The sequence below is a fragment of the Hyalangium versicolor genome (assembly GCF_020103695.1).
Classification (GTDB): Bacteria; Myxococcota; Myxococcia; order Myxococcales; family Myxococcaceae; genus Hyalangium; species Hyalangium versicolor.
In genome coordinates this window covers 339247-357099 of the sequence record NZ_JAHXBF010000002.1, presented here as the reverse complement: position 1 = coordinate 357099, position 17853 = coordinate 339247, and the positions used below count along the sequence as shown (strand labels likewise).

19 protein-coding genes are annotated in these 17853 nt (G+C 67.8%); 13 read left to right on the top strand and 6 right to left on the bottom strand.

What is annotated here, in order from left to right:
- Window positions 1-19 precede the first annotated feature (19 nt).
- On the top strand, window positions 20-976 hold the full coding sequence (locus tag KY501_RS04985) for a transglutaminase domain-containing protein (RefSeq protein ID WP_224361359.1): 957 nt from the start codon (window positions 20-22) through the stop codon (window positions 974-976).
- Between the two features lie 7 nt (window positions 977-983).
- Here the strand turns inward: KY501_RS04985 and KY501_RS04980 are convergent, their stop codons facing one another.
- Window positions 984-2009, bottom strand: coding sequence for an arginine N-succinyltransferase (locus tag KY501_RS04980; protein WP_224361358.1), 1026 nt, complete (start codon window positions 2007-2009; stop codon window positions 984-986).
- Window positions 2010-2316: 307 nt separating this feature from the next.
- Here KY501_RS04980 and KY501_RS04975 point away from each other — a divergent pair, with 307 nt between their 5' ends.
- Window positions 2317-3315, top strand: coding sequence for a polysaccharide lyase family 20 protein (locus KY501_RS04975; protein ID WP_224361357.1), 999 nt, complete (start codon window positions 2317-2319; stop codon window positions 3313-3315).
- A 95-nt stretch (window positions 3316-3410) separates the two neighbouring features.
- Window positions 3411-4892 carry a pyridoxal-dependent decarboxylase gene (locus KY501_RS04970; protein WP_224361356.1) on the top strand — a complete coding sequence of 494 codons (1482 nt, stop codon included), beginning with the start codon at window positions 3411-3413 and terminating at the stop codon, window positions 4890-4892.
- 34 nt (window positions 4893-4926) lie between these two features.
- Here the strand turns inward: KY501_RS04970 and KY501_RS04965 are convergent, their stop codons facing one another.
- Window positions 4927-5394, bottom strand: a complete 468-nt coding sequence (locus tag KY501_RS04965) for a hypothetical protein (protein WP_224361355.1) — start codon at window positions 5392-5394, stop codon at window positions 4927-4929.
- A gap of 150 nt (window positions 5395-5544) precedes the next feature.
- Between KY501_RS04965 and KY501_RS04960 the strand changes: the two genes are divergently transcribed.
- The 4 genes from KY501_RS04960 to KY501_RS04945 all read left to right on the top strand — a co-directional run bounded on the left by KY501_RS04960 (window position 5545) and on the right by KY501_RS04945 (window position 8154).
- Complete coding sequence (locus KY501_RS04960) at window positions 5545-6840, top strand: TIGR04013 family B12-binding domain/radical SAM domain-containing protein (protein WP_224361710.1); 1296 nt, start codon at window positions 5545-5547, stop codon at window positions 6838-6840.
- A gap of 15 nt (window positions 6841-6855) precedes the next feature.
- On the top strand, window positions 6856-7203 hold the full coding sequence (locus KY501_RS04955; RefSeq protein ID WP_224361354.1) for a hypothetical protein: 348 nt from the start codon (window positions 6856-6858) through the stop codon (window positions 7201-7203).
- Window positions 7204-7292: 89 nt separating this feature from the next.
- Entirely contained in the window at window positions 7293-7532 is a 240-nt protein-coding gene (locus KY501_RS04950) for a hypothetical protein (protein WP_224361353.1), read from the top strand.
- 52 nt (window positions 7533-7584) lie between these two features.
- Window positions 7585-8154: a DUF2378 family protein gene (locus tag KY501_RS04945; RefSeq protein WP_224361352.1), complete on the top strand. Its 570-nt coding sequence runs from the start codon at window positions 7585-7587 to the stop codon at window positions 8152-8154.
- Between the two features lie 40 nt (window positions 8155-8194).
- On the opposite strand, the gene aceA is transcribed toward KY501_RS04945, so the two are convergent.
- Window positions 8195-9481 (bottom strand): isocitrate lyase, encoded by a 1287-nt coding sequence (gene aceA, locus KY501_RS04940; RefSeq protein ID WP_224361351.1) that lies wholly within the window; start codon window positions 9479-9481, stop codon window positions 8195-8197.
- A 29-nt stretch (window positions 9482-9510) separates the two neighbouring features.
- Window positions 9511-11136, bottom strand: coding sequence for a malate synthase A (gene aceB, locus KY501_RS04935; protein WP_224361350.1), 1626 nt, complete (start codon window positions 11134-11136; stop codon window positions 9511-9513).
- 269 nt (window positions 11137-11405) lie between these two features.
- On the opposite strand from aceB, the gene KY501_RS04930 reads away from it, so the two are divergent.
- From KY501_RS04930 to fumC, 3 genes are all read left to right on the top strand, one after another.
- On the top strand, window positions 11406-11765 hold the full coding sequence (locus KY501_RS04930; RefSeq protein WP_224361349.1) for a PspC domain-containing protein: 360 nt from the start codon (window positions 11406-11408) through the stop codon (window positions 11763-11765).
- A 56-nt stretch (window positions 11766-11821) separates the two neighbouring features.
- Window positions 11822-12388 carry a Uma2 family endonuclease gene (locus KY501_RS04925; RefSeq protein WP_224361348.1) on the top strand — a complete coding sequence of 189 codons (567 nt, stop codon included), beginning with the start codon at window positions 11822-11824 and terminating at the stop codon, window positions 12386-12388.
- 127 nt (window positions 12389-12515) lie between these two features.
- Complete coding sequence (gene fumC / locus KY501_RS04920; RefSeq protein ID WP_224361347.1) at window positions 12516-13913, top strand: class II fumarate hydratase; 1398 nt, start codon at window positions 12516-12518, stop codon at window positions 13911-13913.
- A gap of 16 nt (window positions 13914-13929) precedes the next feature.
- On the opposite strand, the gene KY501_RS04915 is transcribed toward fumC, so the two are convergent.
- Together KY501_RS04915 and KY501_RS04910 are read right to left on the bottom strand one after the other, a co-directional pair.
- Complete coding sequence (locus KY501_RS04915) at window positions 13930-14355, bottom strand: nuclear transport factor 2-like protein (protein ID WP_224361346.1); 426 nt, start codon at window positions 14353-14355, stop codon at window positions 13930-13932.
- A gap of 41 nt (window positions 14356-14396) precedes the next feature.
- Window positions 14397-15083: a phospholipase D-like domain-containing protein gene (locus tag KY501_RS04910; RefSeq protein ID WP_224361345.1), complete on the bottom strand. Its 687-nt coding sequence runs from the start codon at window positions 15081-15083 to the stop codon at window positions 14397-14399.
- A 100-nt stretch (window positions 15084-15183) separates the two neighbouring features.
- On the opposite strand from KY501_RS04910, the gene clpP reads away from it, so the two are divergent.
- From clpP to KY501_RS04895, 3 genes are all read left to right on the top strand, one after another.
- Window positions 15184-15789, top strand: a complete 606-nt coding sequence (gene clpP / locus KY501_RS04905) for an ATP-dependent Clp endopeptidase proteolytic subunit ClpP (protein WP_224361344.1) — start codon at window positions 15184-15186, stop codon at window positions 15787-15789.
- 126 nt (window positions 15790-15915) lie between these two features.
- Window positions 15916-16275 (top strand): hypothetical protein, encoded by a 360-nt coding sequence (locus KY501_RS04900; protein ID WP_224361343.1) that lies wholly within the window; start codon window positions 15916-15918, stop codon window positions 16273-16275.
- Between the two features lie 152 nt (window positions 16276-16427).
- The gene (locus KY501_RS04895) at window positions 16428-17852 is read left to right on the top strand and encodes a WGR domain-containing protein (protein WP_224361342.1); all 1425 of its coding nucleotides are present in this window, start codon (window positions 16428-16430) and stop codon (window positions 17850-17852) included.
- The last annotated feature ends 1 nt before the right edge of the window (window position 17853 follow it).

Below are 17853 nucleotides of genomic sequence, written 5' to 3'. Positions count from 1 at the left end.
GCTCTCGGGGGGCGGGTCCATGCCGCCCCAGGGGGGAGAGGACTCCAGAGGTTACATCTTCACGTGGCGAGGGGTACCCGTGGGGACGGTGACGCTGGCCCGAGCGGAGCAGCGGTTCACCTATACGTCGGTCCACCTGCACACGAGGGAAGGGCAGGTGGGGGCGCTGACACGGGAAGTGAAACTCACGGTGGATGCGCGGGGGCGGGTGGAGGGGACGGAGAGCGTGCCCCAGGCGCTGTGGTTGTGGCGGGGGCCGCCGCGCATGGGGTGTGTGACGGGGCGCGAGGAGCTGACGGGGCGCGAGGGCCCTCACTGTGTCACGGCCATCCGGGGGCGAGAGGTGGAGGGGACGATGCTGGGCACATCGTTCCGGGCCCGGTACGACGCGCAGGGGCGGCTCGAGGTGTTGGAGGTGGGCGAGTCCCGCTTCACGGGTGCGGCGCCGGGCGAGCGGTTGCGTGCGCCGCCGGAGCTCTTCTCGGAGGGAGTGCCGGTGGAGGGCGAGCGGGGAGCGCTCACGTTCGTCCCGGCATGGCCGGTGGCAGAGCAGCTGCCGGGGATGACGCCATGGGACGCGGCAGCGGCGCGAGCCCTGGCGAAGCGGGTGCATGCGGCCTTCCCGGAGAAGGGGCCTGGGGCAGCGGATTGGCGCCAGGGAGGGGAAGGGGAGGCGGGAGGGTGTCTGGCGCACGCGCTGCGCTTCGCGGCGGAGGCGGCGAAGCTGGGGCAGCGGGTGGGGATGGTGCACGGCCTGCTGGTGGTGGACGGGGGCCCGGCGCGTCCTCATGCGTGGGTGCGTGTGGCGCTGGCGGGTGGGGGAGTGTTGGAACTGGATCCCACGTCTCTGGATCCGGTGCGCGCGGAGACGCACTTGCCGCTGGCGCTGGTGGATCCACGAGGCTCATCGATCGAGGCAGGCGAGCGCTGGTTGGAGCTGCTGCGAGGGACACACCGGATCGTCCGGCGCCCCTGAGGGGCCCTCACTCGAACGGAATGAGGGACAACCTGGCGCCGGCCGAGACGCCCAGCGCCTCTTTCGCCCGTCGCGGCAGGTGGACGATCTGATCATCCACCCGCCCCTGCGTGCGCACGGCGCGGAAGCGGTTGCGGCCCGACTCGCGCTCGCAGGAGACGAGGAGATCATCACCCTCCTGCTCGAAGTGGCCATCGGCCAGCTTCACCGTGCGGTAGCGCCGCACCAGCGTCAGGTCCGCCACGTTGGCCTCGAAGTGCGGCCCTCCATCGAACGGATCGATGCGCTCCACGTACCGGAAGCCAATGCGCTCCAGCATGCGCTGCACACCGCGCGTCTGCGGCCCCACCTCGCCCAGCACCTTCTGCACCCGAGCCGGGAACAGCGACGCATAGATGTCCGAGGCCGGGAACAGCTCCTTGATGAACTCCTTGTTCTGCCGGCTCAGCCGATCCGCTTCCTGATAGCTCAGCCCCGTGAACTTCCGGCCACACGCCTCCCACAGCAGGCTGCGCCCATCCGGCAGCAGCGGCGGTAGCAACTCCGCCAGCACCCGAGGCCGGAACAGCCGCCGGTGCATGGCGATGAACAGGAAGCGCACATACGACAGCTGCTTGCCCGGCTTGTCAGGCGTGGCCCGCGCGGGGGGATCCACCACCAGCCCGCCAATCTCCGTGGGCCCCTCGTAGTTGTACGCAATCGAGAGCACCTTGTGCCGCAGGTGCCGCTCCAGCGAGGCCGAGTAGTGCTCGCGCTCGCTCACCTCGTAATAGATGTGCGGGGCCTCGTAGGTGCCATGCTGCGCGATGATCATCGACGTGCCGACGATGGCCTCGGTGCGCGGATCCTCGAGGACGAAGAGGTACTCGCGCTCCAACGGGTTCTTCACCTTGCCGGCGAAGCTCTTCACCGACTTGTCGATGATGTTCGACAGCGTCTCCTCGTTGTTCGGGAGGTTGACGGTGTTGAGCACGGCGGCGAGCCGCTTGAGGCCGGTCAGATCGCTCTTCTGGACGTCGCGCAGGACGAGCATGGGTTGCCTGGGACGCCCGTCTGGAGGGCGCCACGGGGGGGTGGACCATACACCACGCCTGCCACACGTCAGCCTCTTGTGTGCGCCTGGCCGGTTGGCGCCCTGCGTCACCCCCGCTCCCACCTCCCCCTGCTCCGCCCCCTCCCATTCGTTACACCCGTGAAACATGTCTCATACCCGCCGTCCCTCTCCTCGGTTGCTCGCTCTGGCGCCGAGGGAGCGGGAAGGTTTCGCCGCAGGAATGAAACATGTTTTTCCGCTAGGGTTCGCGATCGTTGGCTAACCAACCTTCGCGAGGACCCCTGAATTGAGACTCCTCCCGCTCTGGCTTGCAGCGCTCCTGGTCTCTGGCCCGGCCATGGCCGACATCGTCTGGAAAGGAGACTTCGAGACGGGTGACCGCTCGCAGTACTCCACCGCCCAGATGGTGAGCGCGGACCGTCTGCAGGTGGTGACGTCTCCCGTGGCGGAGGGGCAGTACGCCCTCAAGGCCACGGTGAAGCAGGGCGATGATCCCATCGACTCCAGCGGCAACCGGAACGAGTTGGTGTACCAGGGCAAGGAGGCGGTGGGCTCCGAGTACTACTACCGCTGGAAGGTGATGTTCGCGGCGGACTTCCCCAGCGCGCGCACCTGGCAGGTGTTCACGCAGTGGCACCACGATGGGTGCTGTGGCTCGCCACCGGTGGAGTTCTTCGTCTACGGCGAGGAGATCCGGCTGACGATGACGGACAGCGTCACGCCGTGGTCCATGCCCCTGACGCGGGGCGTGTGGCACGAGTTCGTCTTCCACGTGAAGTGGTCCTCGGACCCGAGCGTGGGCTTCATCGAGCTGTGGCACAACCGCGAGAAGGTGCTCGCGAAGCGGAACCTGGCGACGCTGTACGCGGGCTCGAAGGTCTACCTGAAGCTGGGGCTGTACCGCAGCGACACCATCTCGCAGACGGGCGTCGTCTACCACGATGGGTTCATCCAGGCGACGAAGCTGGAGGACGTGCTGCCCTCGACTCCCGCCCCCACGCCCGATGCGGGCACCCCGGATGCGGGGACTGGGGATGCGGGTTCTCCCTCCACCCCCGATGCGGGCGTGTCCTCTCCCGAGGATCCGGGAACTGGTGGCGAGGCAACCCCGCCGGTGACGACCCCCGGCGACAACCCGGGGACCGGGACCCCTGGAGTGGGTACGCCCACGGACCCCGGGTCCGTGGAGGCGACACAGTACGGCTGCACCGCGAGCGGCGGTCCGCTGGCGGTCATGGCCCTGATCACCCTGCTCGGGCTGGTGGGGCTGCGGCGCTGGCGCTGATCATCGGCATTGCTGCGCTCGACAGGCTGGCCGGGGGCCACTAGGGTTCTTGGTCCGTCATGAGCCAGGAACGCGACGAGTCGGAAGTACCCCACTTGAAGTCCGACGAATTCCGCAAGCTGGGCCACCGGATGGTGGATTGGATCGCGGACTACTGGAACCGGGTGGAGAACTTCCCGGTTCGCTCACAGATCAAACCGGGAGAGGTGCTGAGGAAGCTGCCCTTGCACCCGCCGGAGAAGGGGCTGGGAGGGGCGGCGGGCTGGGACTCCATCTTCTGGGATCTCGAGTCGGTGGTGGTGCCGGGCGTCACCCACTGGCAGTCCCCCTCCTTCTTCGCCTACTTCCCCGCCAATGCGTCGGGCCCGTCGGTGCTCGGCGAGCTGCTGTCCGCGGGGCTGGGGGTCCAGGGGATGCTCTGGGCTACGGGCCCCTCCTGCACCGAGCTGGAGACGCGGGTGCTGGACTGGCTGGCGGAGCTCACGGGCCTGCCCGAGTCCTTCCGCTCCACCTCGGGCACCGGTGGCGGCGTCATCCAGGGCACCGCGAGCGAGGCCACGCTGGTGGCCATGGTCGCGGCCCGTGCCCGCGTGAGGCGCAAGCGCCCGGGTGACGCGCCCCTCGTCGTGTACTCCTCCACCCAGGCGCACTCCTCCGTCATCAAGGCGGCCATGCTCTCCGGAGTGGCGCGGGACGCGAGCGACACCACGCACGTGCGCCTGTTGGAGACGGACGAGAACTACGCCCTGCGCCCGGAGGTGCTGGAGCGCGCCATCACCGAGGATCTCGCGGCGGGCCGCCAGCCCTTCTTCGTCTGCGCCACGCTGGGCACCACCTCCTCGGGAGCGATGGACCCGCTGAGCCCCATCAGCCAGGTGATGGAGCGCACGGGGCTCACGGCCATGGGTGGCTGGCTGCACGTGGATGCGGCGTGGGCTGGCGCGGCGCTCATCTGCCCGGAGCACCAGGCGCTGGCCGCGGGCATCGAGTCGGTGGACTCGATCGCCTTCGATCCGCACAAGTGGCTGCTGACCAACTTCGACTGTGACGCCTTCTACACGCGGGATCGGGCCTCGCTGGTGGACGCGCTCAGCGTGACGCCGGAGTACCTGCGCAATACCGCCAGCGCCACCGGTTCCGTCGTCGACTACCGGGACTGGCAGGTGGAACTCGGCCGCCGCTTCCGCGCGCTGAAGCTGTGGTTCGTGCTGCGCCACTACGGCGCCCAGGGCCTGCGGGCCTACCTGCGCGAGCACGTGCGTCTGGCCGGGCTCTTCGAGGGCTGGGTGCGCGAGGACGCGCGCTTCGAAGTGGTGGTCCCGCGCTCACTGAGCCTGGTGTGCTTCCGCCTCGCGCCGCGCCCGGGAGAGTCGGCCGAGGACACGGACACTCGCAACCGGACGCTGCTGGAGCGGTTGAACGCCAACGGGGACGCGTACCTCTCGCACACCGTGCTGCCCGGAATCGGCGGCGCGCCCTCGAAGTACGTGCTGCGCATGGCCATCGGCTCGCCGCGCACGGAGGAGCGTCACGTGCGCGCGTGCTGGGAGTCGCTCCAGTGGCTCGTCGGGGTGTGACGGGCCACGAGCGTGTCCACGCGAGGGACTGACGTCAGTCGTCCAGCGGCTCGATCTTCCCGCGGTTCTGGCCCGCGGAGAAGGTGCTCGCCACGAACGACTGCAGCGACAGCTGCATGAGTTCCTTCATCTGCTGCTGCTGCTCGAGCGTGGACTGTAGCTCCGCGTTGAACTCGCTGCCGGCAGTGCCGGAGGTGGTGTTCGTGGCGGGGCTCTGACCCGTGGTGCCCGTGCTCGGCGCAGTCGTCGAACCCGTCCCGGTGGTGGTCGGGGGCCTCGCCTGCAGGTAGGTGACGCCGAAGGCCGAGCCGGGGAGGGTGCCGGAGTTCATCGAGATGGCGCTGGAGACGATGCTCGAGCCCGGGATGGCGGGGCGTCCCGCCGAGGCCGTACCCGTGCCACCTTGCAGGCGCGTGCTGAAGCCGGCCCGAGCCGTCTGGGACGTGCTGTCCGTGGTGGTGTTGACGGGCACCCGCACGCCGCCCAGGTTGTTGACTTGCATGGTTCCTCCGAGACGGAACCCGACCTGGATCACAGATCGGCTTCCTCTCCCTATTATCGGCCAGGAAGGCCCGGAGTTGCTCCGCGAAGTTCCTCAAGGGTTTCAAGGAGTTGCGAGTTGCCGGGCCAGCTGTGGCATCATCGCGCGCCCATGGATTCCAACGGGAAGGTCGCGCTCGTCCTGAGCTACCAGTACCCGGGCAAGTACGCCTTCACTGTTCTGGCTGGAGCCGTCGAGTCGGATGCTGGGCTGGCGGACGTGGCCCTTCACTTCCCGAGGGAGCGAGAGACGCTGCTGGCCACGCTGCGCCAGTGCGCGGACGAGGGCTGCACGGTGGTGGCGGCCTGGTCGTTCTACTCGGCGAGCTTCGGTGCGGCGGCGGAGGAGCTGGCCTGGGTGCGCGAGCGGCTGGAGGGCCGGCGCGTGCTCTGCATCGCGGGCGGGGTGCACGCCACGGCGGAGACGGAGCAGACGCTGCGAGCCGGCTTCGATCTGGTCGCGGTGGGCGAGGGCGAGCACCTGCTGCGAGAGCTGCTCCACCGGCTGAAGCGCGGCGAGGACCCCAAGGCCACGCGAGGCATGGCGCGGCTGGAGGGAGGCCGGATGGTGGTGAACGGCCGGGGCGAGGGCGTGGTGGACCTGGACGCCTTCCCACCGTTCGCGGCGGGGAACGGGAAGTTCGGTGCCATCGAGATCACCCGAGGCTGCATCTATGCGTGCCGGTTCTGCCAGACGCCGTTCCTGAACAAGGCGAGGTTCCGCCACCGCAGCGTGCGCAACGTGGCTGAGTGGGCCCGCGTGCTGAGGAACTCAGGCCGGCGAGACGTGCGCTTCATCACGCCCACCTCCCTGTCCTACGGCTCGGGGGACGAGGCGGTGAACCTGGCTGCGGTGGAGGAACTCCTGGCGGCCCTGCGCGAGGCGATGGGTCCAGATGGACGGATCTTCTTTGGCACCTTCCCCTCGGAGGTGCGGCCGGAGCACGTGACGCCGGAGTCGCTGGCTCTGCTCGAGCGGTACGTGGACAACGACAACATCATCATCGGCGGGCAGTCCGGCTCCGAGCGAATCCTTCGGAGCAGCCACCGGGGTCATGACACGGAGGCGGTCGTGCGGGCCGTGCGCCTGTCCGTGGAGGCGGGGTTCCTGCCGAACGTGGACTTCATCCTGGGGCTGCCGGGAGAAGAACGGGAGGACATCGACGCGACGCTCCGGCTGATGGAGCAACTGTCGGATCTGGGCGCGCGAGTCCACGGGCACACCTTCATGCCGCTGCCGGGCACGCCGTACCGGGATGCGGCCGCGGGACGGGTGGACGAGGAGACGCAGCGGCGGCTGGAGCGGCTCGCGTCGCAGGGGCGCCTCTATGGCCACTGGAAGCAGCAGGCCTCGCTCGCCGAGCAGATCGTCCAGCGAAGACAGCCACGCGCGCGGGGACGGGCTTGATTAGGATGGGGTGCGATGTCCAACGACTCCGAGACACCTCCCTACTGGACGCTCATCTCCGTGCTGTTCAGCACGCAGCCGCTCACGCCCTCGCTGGCGATGACGCTGCATCAGACGGCGTACGAGCTGTATCAGCGGGGTGACTCGGTAGGACAGGTGGCGGGCGATCTCATCTCCGGCAAGGTGCGCAACCTGCGCAAGGACGTGCAGTTGGGCGGTATCGCCGGTCCGGCCTTCGAGGCGGAGATCGACACCGAGCGCGGCTCGGGGGTGGTGCGGTTCCTCCTCACGCGGCAGGGCCTGGAGTTGATGGAGGCAAAGCCGCCCCCGCAGAGGCCGTCGAAGCTCCCTCTGTTGAACTGAGCGGGCGGGACTGCGAGCCCTCGCTGCCCGAGTCCAATCCGTCCGCACCTTTGAGGCCAGAGCGAACGAGGACTCGGAGGAGCGGAACCATGGAGCCAAAGGAATGGAAGCAGCGCAGCGTCGGCATGCCCCTGGATCCGAAGAAGCAGAAGGAGCCAGAGGAGGGGGAGCTTCCAGGGGATGGTGGGCGAAAGGCGCTGACGGATCTTTCCGAGCAGAACGGCGGGCAGCGCTCGGAGGTAGGCGTGCCGTACGATGGCTCGGGAGACGTACAGCGCGGACAGCGCGACGCCTTCAACGAGAAGAGCGACCGCCAGAAGAAGGCGTAGCCATACGCAGGGCGGGGTATAGTCCCGGGGGAGAGCTCACCCCTGGGCGGATATGAATCAGCGGCCCCCGCAGCAGACGTCGAGCAAGCAGGCGCGTGCCCTGAAGCACAGCGCCGTTGAAGGACTGCTGCGCGGTTTCGGAGTAGGGCCCGGCTCCGCGGAGATGCTGGAGGCCGTCGAGCTGGTCGGCGGCGTAGGCGGTCTCCCTGTCGAGGTTCCGCTGGACCGCTACATCGCGCTCATCGAGTGGCTGGCGCGCCGCCATTACATGAGCTTGCCGCTCTCCGAGGGCGTGCGGTGCGTGGGGATGCGGATGCTCCAGGGCTACCGGCAGACGCTGCTGGGGCAGATTCAGCTCAAGGCGCTGAACCTGATGGGGCCGGATCGGCTGATGCGCAAGGTGCCCGACTTCATCGGGCGCAACAGCAACTTCGGAGAGCGCACCGTCGAGCAGTTGGGGCCCCGCCACTGGCGCCTCGTCTTCCGAGGCATCCCCATCGCGCCCGAGTTCTACCAGGGCCTGGGCGAGGCCGCCTTCGAGATCATGGGCATCAAGAAGGTGAACATGACCTTCGTGCGCAAGAATCCCGAGGACACGGACTTCGACATCCGCTGGGAGTGAGCACGGGAGCACCACTCGCCCCCGTGCCCGTGCTACCGGCTCAGAACTGGTGAGCCTCGGTGGACTCGTTCAGGGCCAGCGTGCTGGAGCAGCCGCCGGAGATGACCTCGGCCACCTGGTCGAAGTAGCCGGTGCCCACCTCGCGCTGGTGGCGCGTGGCGGTGTAGCCGTCCTTCTCCGCGGCGAACTCGCGCTGCTGCAGCGCCGAGTACGCGGCCATGCCCTGGTCCTTGTAGGTCCGCGCCAGCTCGTACATGGCGAAGTTGAGCGCGTGGAAGCCGGCCAGGGTGACGAACTGGAACTTGTAGCCCATGGCGCCCAGCTCGCGCTGGAACCTGGCGATGGTCGCGTCGTCCAGGTTCTTCTTCCAGTTGAAGGACGGCGAGCAGTTGTACGCCAGCAGCTTGCCCGGGAACTTCGCGTGGATGCCCTCGGCGAATTGCTTCGCCTGCTTGAGGTCCGGGGTGCTCGTCTCGCACCACACCAGGTCCGCGTACGGCGCGTAGGCCAGGCCGCGGGAGATGGCACACTCCACGCCGCCCTTGAGCCGGTAGAAGCCCTCGGCCGAGCGCCCCGCCTTGCGATCGATGAACGGGTGGTCGTACTCGTCCGCGTCGCTCATGAGCAGCTTGGCGCTGTCCGCGTCCGTGCGCGCCACCAGCAGCGTGGGCACGCCCATGACATCCGCCGCCAGCCGCGCCGCGGTGAGCGTGCGGATGAAGTTGTTGGTGGGCACCAGCACCTTGCCACCCATGTGGCCGCACTTCTTCTCGCTCGCGAGCTGATCCTCGAAGTGCACGCCCGCGGCGCCCGCCTCGATCATGGACTTCATCAGCTCGAAGGCGTTGAGCGGCCCGCCGAAACCCGCCTCGGCGTCGGCGATGATGGGCGCGAACCAGTACCGGTCATCCTTGCCCTCGGCGTGCTCGATCTGATCGGCGCGGCGCAGCGAGGCGTTGATGCGGCGCACCACCGTGGGGACGCTGTCCACCGGATAGAGGCTCTGGTCCGGGTACATCTGCCCGGCGCTGTTGGCATCGGCCGCCACCTGCCAGCCGGACAGGTAGATGGCCTTGAGGCCCGCGCGCACCATCTGCACGGCCTGGTTGCCGGTGAGCGCACCCAGCGCCTGGACGAAGTCCTCCGTGTTCAGCAATTCCCACAGGCGCCGAGCCCCCATCTCCGCCAGCGTGTAGCTGATCCGGATGGAGCCGCGCAGCTTCTCCACGTCCTTCGCCGTGTAGTTCCGGGTGATGCCCTCGAAGCGCCGCGCGTGGAGCTTGGCGTGAGGGGAAGAGTCAGGGGTCGTGGCGTTGGCTTCGTACATACGCAAGCTCCTCTCAAGTGACAGCAACATCAGTACTGCGGGTCCAGGGCCTCGTAGGCCGGAAGGGTGAGGAAGTCCTCGAAGGTGGGCGTGGTGGACAGACGCTCGAAGAGCGTGCGCGCCAGGGTGAAGCGCTCGGGGCCGAAGTGCGCGGGCGCGCCCTCCTGCTCGAGCCGCGTCATCTCCTCGGCGAGCACCTGGCGGAACAGCTCCGGGGTGACATGCCGGCCGTCCTCCAGCGTGGCGCCGTGGTGGATCCACTGCCACACCTGGGCGCGGGAGATCTCCGCGGTGGCCGCATCCTCCATGAGGTTGTAGAGCGGCACGCAGCCCAGCCCGCCCAGCCACGCGGCCATGTACTGCACGCCCACGCGGATGTTGTGGCGCAGGCCCTCCTCGGTACGCGTGCCCCGAGGCACCTTGAGCAGGTCCGCCTCGCTCACCTGCACGTCCGCGCGCAGGTTGTGGAGCTGGTTGGGCCCGTGCATGTGCTCGTCGAAGACGTTGCGCGCCAGGGGCACCAGGCCTGGGTGGGCCACCCATGTGCCGTCATGGCCGTTCTTCACCTCGCGCAGCTTGTCGGCGCGCACCCGGGCCAGCACCTCCTCGTTGGCGGCCGCGTCTCCCTTGATGGGGATGAAGGCCGCCATGCCGCCCATGGCGTGCACGCCGCGGCGGTGGCACGTCTGGATGAGCAGGCGCGAGTAGGCATCCAGGAACGCCTTGTCCATGGTCACCTGCCCGCGGTCCGGCAGCAGCACGGCCGGGTCGGACTGGAGCTTCTTGATGAAGCTGAAGATGTAGTCCCACCGGCCGCAGTTCAGGCCCGCCGAGTGCTCGCGCAGCTCGTACAGGATTTCATGCATCTCGAAGGCGGCCGGCAGCGTCTCGATGAGCACGGTGGCCTTGATGGTGCCGCGAGGAATCCCCAGCTCTTTCTGGGCCAGCAGGAACACGTCGTTCCACAGCCGGGCCTCCAGGTGGCTCTCCATCTTCGGCAGATAGAAGTAGGGGCCGGTGCCGCGAGCCCGCTGCTCCTGGGCGTTGTGGAAGAAGAAGAGGCCGAAGTCGAAGAAGGCGCCGGGCACCGGTTTGCCATCCACCTCGAAGTGGCGCTCGAGCAGGTGCCAGCCGCGGGGCCTCACGAAGAGCACGGCCGGCTTCTCGACCAGCGCGTAGTGCTTCCCGTTGTCGGCGGTGAAGGTGATCGTCCTTCGGACGGCGTCAATCAGGTTGAGCTGCCCGCGCACCCCGTTGTCCCAGGTGGGGCTGTTGGCGTCCTCGAAGTCCGCCATGAAGACGTTGGCGCCCGAGTTGAGCGCGTTGATGATCATCTTCCGGTCCACCGGGCCGGTGATCTCCACGCGCCGGTCCAGCAGATCCGGGGGCAGTGGCGCCACCTTCCAATCGCCCTCGCGGATGGCCTGGGTCTCCGGGAGGAAGTGGGGCCGCAGGCCTCGGTTGAAGGCGGCCTGGCGCTCTTGCCGCCGAGCCAGCAGGGACTGGCGCTGCTCTCCGAACGTGCGTGTCAGCCTGGCGACGAAGTCGAGCGCCTCGGGCGTGAGCACGGAGGCGTAATCCGGAGACCAGGCACCACGGAGCACCAATCCCGGATTGAGGTCCGGCGGCTTCGGAGAGGAGACAGGGTCACGCATGGGACGCTCCTTGACTTGGCGCGTTGTAAAAGTGGCAGATGCCCGGGAAATTGTCCATCCCCCTCCGAAAGGGAAGCGCCTGTGAAAAAGAGGCTCGCCTGCTTGTAAGCCCGTCAACACGCGAACTTAGATAAGTTGTAAATCGACGGACTTCCAAGCAGTTCTGGGGGGCAGGAGGGGTGCCGCAATGGTGCGGGGCCGGTCTGCGTAGGTAGGAATGAAGCCTTGGATCGACAAGGCATCCGGGTCTGGACGAAAGGACAGGAGTCATGGACGCCACGAAACGCTGTGTAGCCTGCGCGATGGATCTGCGGGACGAGGCGACGCGGTGCCCTCATTGCCAGGCGGTGCAGCCGGGCGCGGTGATGCACCGGGGAGGCGAGGGGCGGAAGCTGTTGGGCGTGTGTCTGGCGCTGAGCCGCCAGTTCGGCCTGGACGTCGCGCTGGTGCGCGTGGCGTTCATCATCGCGCTGGTGGTGACGTTCGGGGCGACGCTGATGGTGTACGGGCTGCTGTGGGCCTTCACGCCGCCGTCGCCCATCGGGAAGGCGCCGGTGCAGCGGGTGGTGGACTGGATGAGCGGGCCCGCAGATGGCTCGGCCGAGCCCAAGGTCGAGCGCCGGGTCTGACCTGAGGGGTCTCCTGGGTCCTTGAGAATGCAACAGGTAGGGTGCATGCTGTGAGCATGCCCGCCCGCCCTGCTGCGTCTTTCGAGGAGTTGTACCCGGCCCTGGGAGCTTTCCCCTCCAACGTGGTGGCGGAGATTGTCGGGGGCGAGCTGGTGGACAGCCCCCGGCCGCGGGTGGTGCAGACGCTGGCGGCCTCCGTGCTGCTCGCGAGGCTGTCGGGGCCGGTGAGGCGGCGGCGCGGCAAGCCTGGGAGCTGGCTGCTGCTCTTCGCGCCGGAATTGCACCTGAACGGGGAGATCATCGTCCCCGACCTGGCGGGTTGGCGCCGTGAGCGGTTGCCGGAGCTGCCGGACGTGACGGTGATGACGCTGGCTCCGGACTGGGTCTGCGAGGTGCTCTCGCCAGAGACGCTGGCGCTCGATCGCGGAATCAAGATGCTGGCCTATGCGCGTGCGGGGGTGAAGCACGTGTGGCTGGTGGACCCGGACCTGCGGACGCTGGAGGTCTACCGCTACGAGGATGGCGGCTGGTCCCTGCTGGGCGTGCACGAGGGCTCGCAGCGGGTACGAGCGGAGCCGTTCGGGTCCATCACCCTGGAGCTGGCTTCGCTCTGGCAGCGGTGAGCGGGCAGGCGCGCACGCACGGTCCGGTGGCAGGGTTCACGGCTGGACGCTAACCCTGGGGCGAGGCCGGTGCGCGCGGATGGAGGGCGGGCTTCCGTGGTACGCGCCGGGTCCAGGAGGCTGACCCGTGAGCACGAAGAACGTTCGCATCGAGAAGGACACGTTTGGCCCCATCGAGGTGCCGGCAGAGCACCTCTGGGGCGCGCAGACGCAGCGCAGCCGGCAGAACTTCGCCATCTCCACCGAGCGGATGCCCCCAGCGCTGATCCGCGCGCTGGTGTTGGTGAAGAAGGCGGCGGCTCTGGTGAACATGGAGAACGGCTCGCTCGAGAAGCAGAAGGGCGAGGCCATCGTGAAGGCGGCGGACGAGGTGCTCGCCGGCCAGCACGACGAGGAGTTCCCGCTGCTGGTGTGGCAGACGGGCAGCGGCACGCAGACGAACATGAACTGCAACGAGGTGCTGGCCAACCGCGCCTCGGAGCTGCTCGGCGGCGAGCGGGGTGAGAGCCGCCGCGTGCACCCGAACGACGACGTGAACAAGGGGCAGAGCTCCAACGACGTGTTCCCCACGGGGATGAGCGTGGCGGCGGTGCAGGCCGTGACAGGCAACGTGCTCCCGGAGTTGAAGGAGCTGAGGGACGTGCTCGCGAAGAAGGCTGAGGACTTCCGCGACATCGTGAAGGTGGGTCGCACGCACCTGCAGGACGCCACGCCGCTGACGCTGGGCCAGGAGTTCAGTGGGTACGTGGCGCAGCTGGACCATGCGCGCAGCCACCTGGAGCGCACGCTGCCTCACCTGCTCGAACTGGCGCTGGGAGGCACGGCGGTGGGCACGGGGCTCAACGCTCCCAAGGGCTATGCGGAGCGCGTGGCGAAGGAGATAGCCCGGCTCACCGGCCAGCCCTTCGTCACGGCGCCGAACAAGTTCGAGGCGTTGGCGGCCAATGATGCGCTGGTGCAGGCGCACGGGGCGCTCAAGGGGCTGGCGGCGGCGCTGTTCAAGATCGCCAACGACGTGCGGTGGCTGGCCTCGGGGCCGCGCTCGGGGATTGGAGAGATCACCATCCCAGAGAACGAGCCGGGCAGCTCCATCATGCCGGGCAAGGTGAACCCGACTCAGTCCGAGGCGCTCACGATGCTGAGCGCCCAGGTGATGGGTAACGACGTGGCGATCAGCCTGGGAGGGGCCTCGGGGAACTTCGAGCTGAACGTCTTCAAGCCGCTCATCATCCACAACTTCCTGCAGAGCTGCCGGTTGCTCGCGGATGGGATGCGCAGCTTCCGCCTGCACTGCGCGGTGGGTATCGAGCCGAACCGGGCGCGGCTGAAGGAGAACCTGGAGCGCTCGCTGATGCTGGTGACGGCGCTCAACCCGCACATCGGCTACGACAACGCGGCGAAGATCGCCAAGAAGGCCCACAAGGAGGGCAAGACGCTGAAGGAGGTTGCGGTGGAACTGGGCCTGCTGACGGCCGAGCAGTTCGACCAGTGGGTGCGCCCGGAGAAGATGATCGGCAACCTGTAGGACAGGTGGACGGGTTTCAGAGCTTCGGCCGCAGACCGCCCGTCCCGGGCACGACGATGTACCACTTCCCGTCGTGCCACCTCAGGGCGATGGTGTCCGAGCAGTCGCGGTCGTACGGCATCTGGCCCAGCGCACGGAAGGTCGCGGTGCACTTGAACCTCACTGCGGCCTCTTCGTCCGGGCGTGTGACGAGCGCCTCATCGATGGAGAGATCGATGTCCCGGACGTCCTGGAAGACGCTGTAGTAGAAGGCCGCGACTCGCTGGGGGCCGCCGGACTTCGACAGGCTGTCTGGATCGACCATCTCGGCGAGGTCCATCCAGTCCTGGGACTCGATGGTGGAGTAGAACGACTTGATTGTCCCCTCGGGACTGCCCTTGGGGCCTCCACATCCTGCGACCAGAGTGAGACCCAGGGCTGCGAGCAACACGGCGCGTGGCATGGCGCCTTCATACTCCATCCCGGCAGCGCCCTCCATACTCGCTATTCGAGCGCGGCCCACAGGTCATCGAAGGCCCGGCAGAAGGGCTGGACGAGGCGCGAATCATCCGAGACGAGCACGTTCTCATGGTTGGCGTCCGCGGCTGAGCGGGTCCAGTTGTAGCTGCCGGTGAGCAGGCGCAGCCGGTCGAACACGGCGAATTTGTGGTGCATGTGGGACGGAGCCCGGTCCAGGCGGACGGGGATGCCGGCATCGCGCAGGCGCTCCATGTCCGAGCCGGGATCGAGCGCCTTCTCGTCATCGCTCACCACTCGCACGCGAACGCCGCGCTGGTGGGCCTCCACGAGGGCGCGGGCGAGACGGTCATCCGTCACCGTGAAGACACAGACGTCGATGGATCCACGGGCCTCCTGGAGGAGCTTGACGATGGCGCGCAGGGGGCCGTCGCCGGGAGAGAAGTGGGCCTCCGTGCGAGAGGCCTCGGGGACGCGGCGGGTGGGCAGCAGGGCCTGGACGGTGTCCTCGAGCCAGGAGATGACCTGGCGGGCGCGCGGGTCTGTCACCGAGTCCCGGGCCAGGGCAAAGGCGCGGGAGCGGAACAGGGCGAGCACGGCCTCGCCTGCACGCCTGTCATCCAGCACGGCCTGGAGGGCGCGGCGCTCGGAGCGGGTGAGCTGCCGGTCCGCCAGGGTGGCGGTCAGGATGGCGTCGATCTCAGAGGCGTCCATGGAGACCCGCCGGGGGCGGGGGGGCCAATCGTAACGCAGCGTACGCTCTGTGAAGAACAGACGAGCGTGCGGGCTGGAGGGGGATTAGGGTAGGGGAGCCATGAACGTCCCCTTTGTCATCGAGACCACGCACCGCGGCGAGCGGGCGTACGACCTCTACAGCCGGCTGCTGAAGGACCGGATCATCCTGTTGGGCACGCCCATCAATGATGAAGTGGCCAACGTCATTGTCGCCCAGATGCTCTTCCTGGAGTCCGAGGACCCGGACAAGGGCATCAACATCTACATCAACTCACCTGGCGGCGTGGTGACTGCGGGCCTGGCCATCTATGACACGATGCAGTACGTCAAGTGTCCGGTGTCGACGATCTGCATCGGGCAGGCGGCGTCTGCTGCGGCGCTGCTGCTGCTGGCGGGGACGAAGGGCAAGCGCTACGCGTTGCCGAACGCGCGCATCATGATCCACCAGCCGCTGGGTGGGGCGCAGGGCCAGGCGACGGACATCGAGATCCAGGCGAAGGAGATCCTGCGCCTGAAGGCCTACCTCAACGGGCTGATGGTGAAGCACACGGGGCACACCATCGAGCGCATCGAGAAGGACACGGAGCGCGACTACTTCATGAGCGCCGAGGATGCCCGGCAGTACGGCATCATCGACGAGGTGGTGGTGAAGCAGGGCGTGCCGTTGCCCAACAACAAGACCTGAATGTGCTGGTAGCGGCTCCGGCGCGAACGTCCTGCGCGCCGGTGGAGGAGGGCGCAGGCTTTGCGCCCTCTTCGACGTTCAGGGCCTGGGAGTGGTCCTGGCACGGCGCATGCTCAACGTGAGGGCATGATTCGCTCAAGCCTGTCCTCCCTGATTCTCTTGTCCCTGCTGATGACTGCTTGCGCCACGACGGCGACGGAGCGTCCTCCCCAGCCTCCCGCGTCGCCGACGGTGCAGGCGGAGCTGGGCTATCGCGAGGTGCTCCAGGCCGGAGAGGAGTACGCCCGGATGCAGGGCTACGCGCTGGCGGAGAAGCGTGAGGCGATCGAGGTTCGCCCGAACTACTGGAGGCTGCGTTTCGGGTTGGCGGAGAAGGACTCGGGCCGGTTGCTGGACCTGGAGTTCGATGGGGCGTCGCGCTCGGTGGTGAACGAGGTCGTCGTGCCCGAGGCTGCGGGTAGCTCCGCAAATTCGCTGAGCCCATAACTACGAGTGGCTTCCGAGCCTGAGCGACGCTGCTCTCTGTTGTGGGTAGGCCGCAGCTCCCGTGGGGCCGGATCCAGTTGGCAAGGGGCTTCCGGAATGTCAGTCCGTAAGGCTACGCTCCACGTCGTTCGCCATGAGGGGGCAACAAGGGAATGGCTGATCAGACGACGTACCTGGAGTTGTCGGAAGACGGTGGCAGTTCGCACAAGTTCTACGAGGTGAAGGTCGAGGGCAAGAAGCTCTCCATCCGCTATGGCCGCATCGGGGACTCCGGCCAGCTCAAGGTCACCGACTTCCCCAGCGCCGACAAGGCTCTCGCCGAGGCGCAGAAGAAGATCGCCGAGAAGAGCAAGAAGGGCTACGCCCCCGCCGTCATGGGCGTGCGCAAGAAGCGCGCCGTCACCCGCCGCGAGATCACCAGCGGCACCTCCTCTGCCAACCAGGCTCCCATCCGCTGGAAGTTCGCCACCGGCGACCGCGCCTTCGGCATCTTCGTCGATGACGCGCGCTGCTGGGTCGGCAACGAGAGCGGCAACATCTACTCGCTCAGCCATGACGGCAAGGTGCTCGACCAGTTCCGCCTGCCCGATGGCGTCAAGTGCATCGTCGCCGATGACCGCTGGCTCTATGCCGGCTGCGATGATGGCAACGTCTACGACTTGGGCGGCAAGGTGCCTCGCAAGGCGTATGAGATCGCCGAGGACGTGGACATCTTCTGGCTCGACATCAAGGACGCCGTGCTCGGCGTGTCCGATGCCAACGGCAAGCTCACCTCCATCAACCACGAGGACGAGTCCGTCTGGTCCCGCCAGAGCAAGGGCACCCACGCGTGGATGGTCCGCTGTGACGAGGTGGGCATGTACCACGGCCACGCCAAGGGCGTGACCATGTACGACTGGGAGGACGGCCGGGAGATCTGGTCCAAGCCCACCCAGGGCCACGTGATGTTCGGCTGGCAGGAGGAGTCCACCCTCTACGCCTGCACCAACACCGGCTACGTGCACCGCTTCTCCAAGAAGGGCGAAGCGGGGCCGGTGATGAAGTGCGACTCGGCGGTGTTCTCCTGCGCCGCCGTGGATGACGGCAAGTACGTCTTCGCCGGCGACAACATGTCCAGCATCTACTGCTTCAACGACAAGGGCGAGCGCCTGTGGAAGCTGTCCACCGGCTGCGGCTCGGCCTTCTCGATGCAGTTCTTCAAGGACCGGCTCTACGTCGTCACCACGGATGGCGCGCTGGCCTGCATCGATGCGAGCGAGGCCGCCATCCAGGCCGCGCAGAAGGGCACCATCCCCAAGGCCGTCACCGTCAAGGCGCCCAAGCCGCTCGCCGCCGCTCAGGTCGGCACGGTGGAGACGACTCGCAGCGCGGGCTCCGGCGTCATCGTCGAGTGCTACGAGGATGGTGGCCACGTTCGCGTGCGCGTGGTGTCCCCGGGCTACAAGAAGGACTGGCACGTGCAGTTCCCCAAGGACATCCGTGAGGCGGGCTCCCGCTTCGTGGTCGAGGGCGTGCGCGAGTCCGCTCGCGGCGGCTTCTATCGCGCCTATGGCGACATCAAGAAGCTGGTGAACTGAC

Excerpts from the sequence above, each read along its gene's own strand:
- KY501_RS04985 (WP_224361359.1), top strand. The coding sequence starts at position 20 with ATGCCGCCCCAGGGGGGAGAGGACTCCAGAGGTTACATCTTCACGTGG.
- KY501_RS04980 (WP_224361358.1), bottom strand. The coding sequence starts at position 2,009 with ATGCTCGTCCTGCGCGACGTCCAGAAGAGCGATCTGACCGGCCTCAAG.
- KY501_RS04965 (WP_224361355.1), bottom strand. The coding sequence starts at position 5,394 with ATGCAAGTCAACAACCTGGGCGGCGTGCGGGTGCCCGTCAACACCACC.
- KY501_RS04960 (WP_224361710.1), top strand. The coding sequence starts at position 5,545 with ATGGATTCCAACGGGAAGGTCGCGCTCGTCCTGAGCTACCAGTACCCG.
- KY501_RS04955 (WP_224361354.1), top strand. The coding sequence starts at position 6,856 with ATGTCCAACGACTCCGAGACACCTCCCTACTGGACGCTCATCTCCGTG.
- KY501_RS04950 (WP_224361353.1), top strand. The coding sequence starts at position 7,293 with ATGGAGCCAAAGGAATGGAAGCAGCGCAGCGTCGGCATGCCCCTGGAT.
- KY501_RS04945 (WP_224361352.1), top strand. The coding sequence starts at position 7,585 with ATGAATCAGCGGCCCCCGCAGCAGACGTCGAGCAAGCAGGCGCGTGCC.
- aceA (WP_224361351.1), bottom strand. The coding sequence starts at position 9,481 with ATGTACGAAGCCAACGCCACGACCCCTGACTCTTCCCCTCACGCCAAG.
- aceB (WP_224361350.1), bottom strand. The coding sequence starts at position 11,136 with ATGCGTGACCCTGTCTCCTCTCCGAAGCCGCCGGACCTCAATCCGGGA.
- KY501_RS04930 (WP_224361349.1), top strand. The coding sequence starts at position 11,406 with ATGGACGCCACGAAACGCTGTGTAGCCTGCGCGATGGATCTGCGGGAC.
- KY501_RS04925 (WP_224361348.1), top strand. The coding sequence starts at position 11,822 with ATGCCCGCCCGCCCTGCTGCGTCTTTCGAGGAGTTGTACCCGGCCCTG.
- KY501_RS04915 (WP_224361346.1), bottom strand. The coding sequence starts at position 14,355 with ATGCCACGCGCCGTGTTGCTCGCAGCCCTGGGTCTCACTCTGGTCGCA.
- KY501_RS04910 (WP_224361345.1), bottom strand. The coding sequence starts at position 15,083 with ATGGACGCCTCTGAGATCGACGCCATCCTGACCGCCACCCTGGCGGAC.
- clpP (WP_224361344.1), top strand. The coding sequence starts at position 15,184 with ATGAACGTCCCCTTTGTCATCGAGACCACGCACCGCGGCGAGCGGGCG.
- KY501_RS04900 (WP_224361343.1), top strand. The coding sequence starts at position 15,916 with ATGATTCGCTCAAGCCTGTCCTCCCTGATTCTCTTGTCCCTGCTGATG.
- KY501_RS04895 (WP_224361342.1), top strand. The coding sequence starts at position 16,428 with ATGGCTGATCAGACGACGTACCTGGAGTTGTCGGAAGACGGTGGCAGT.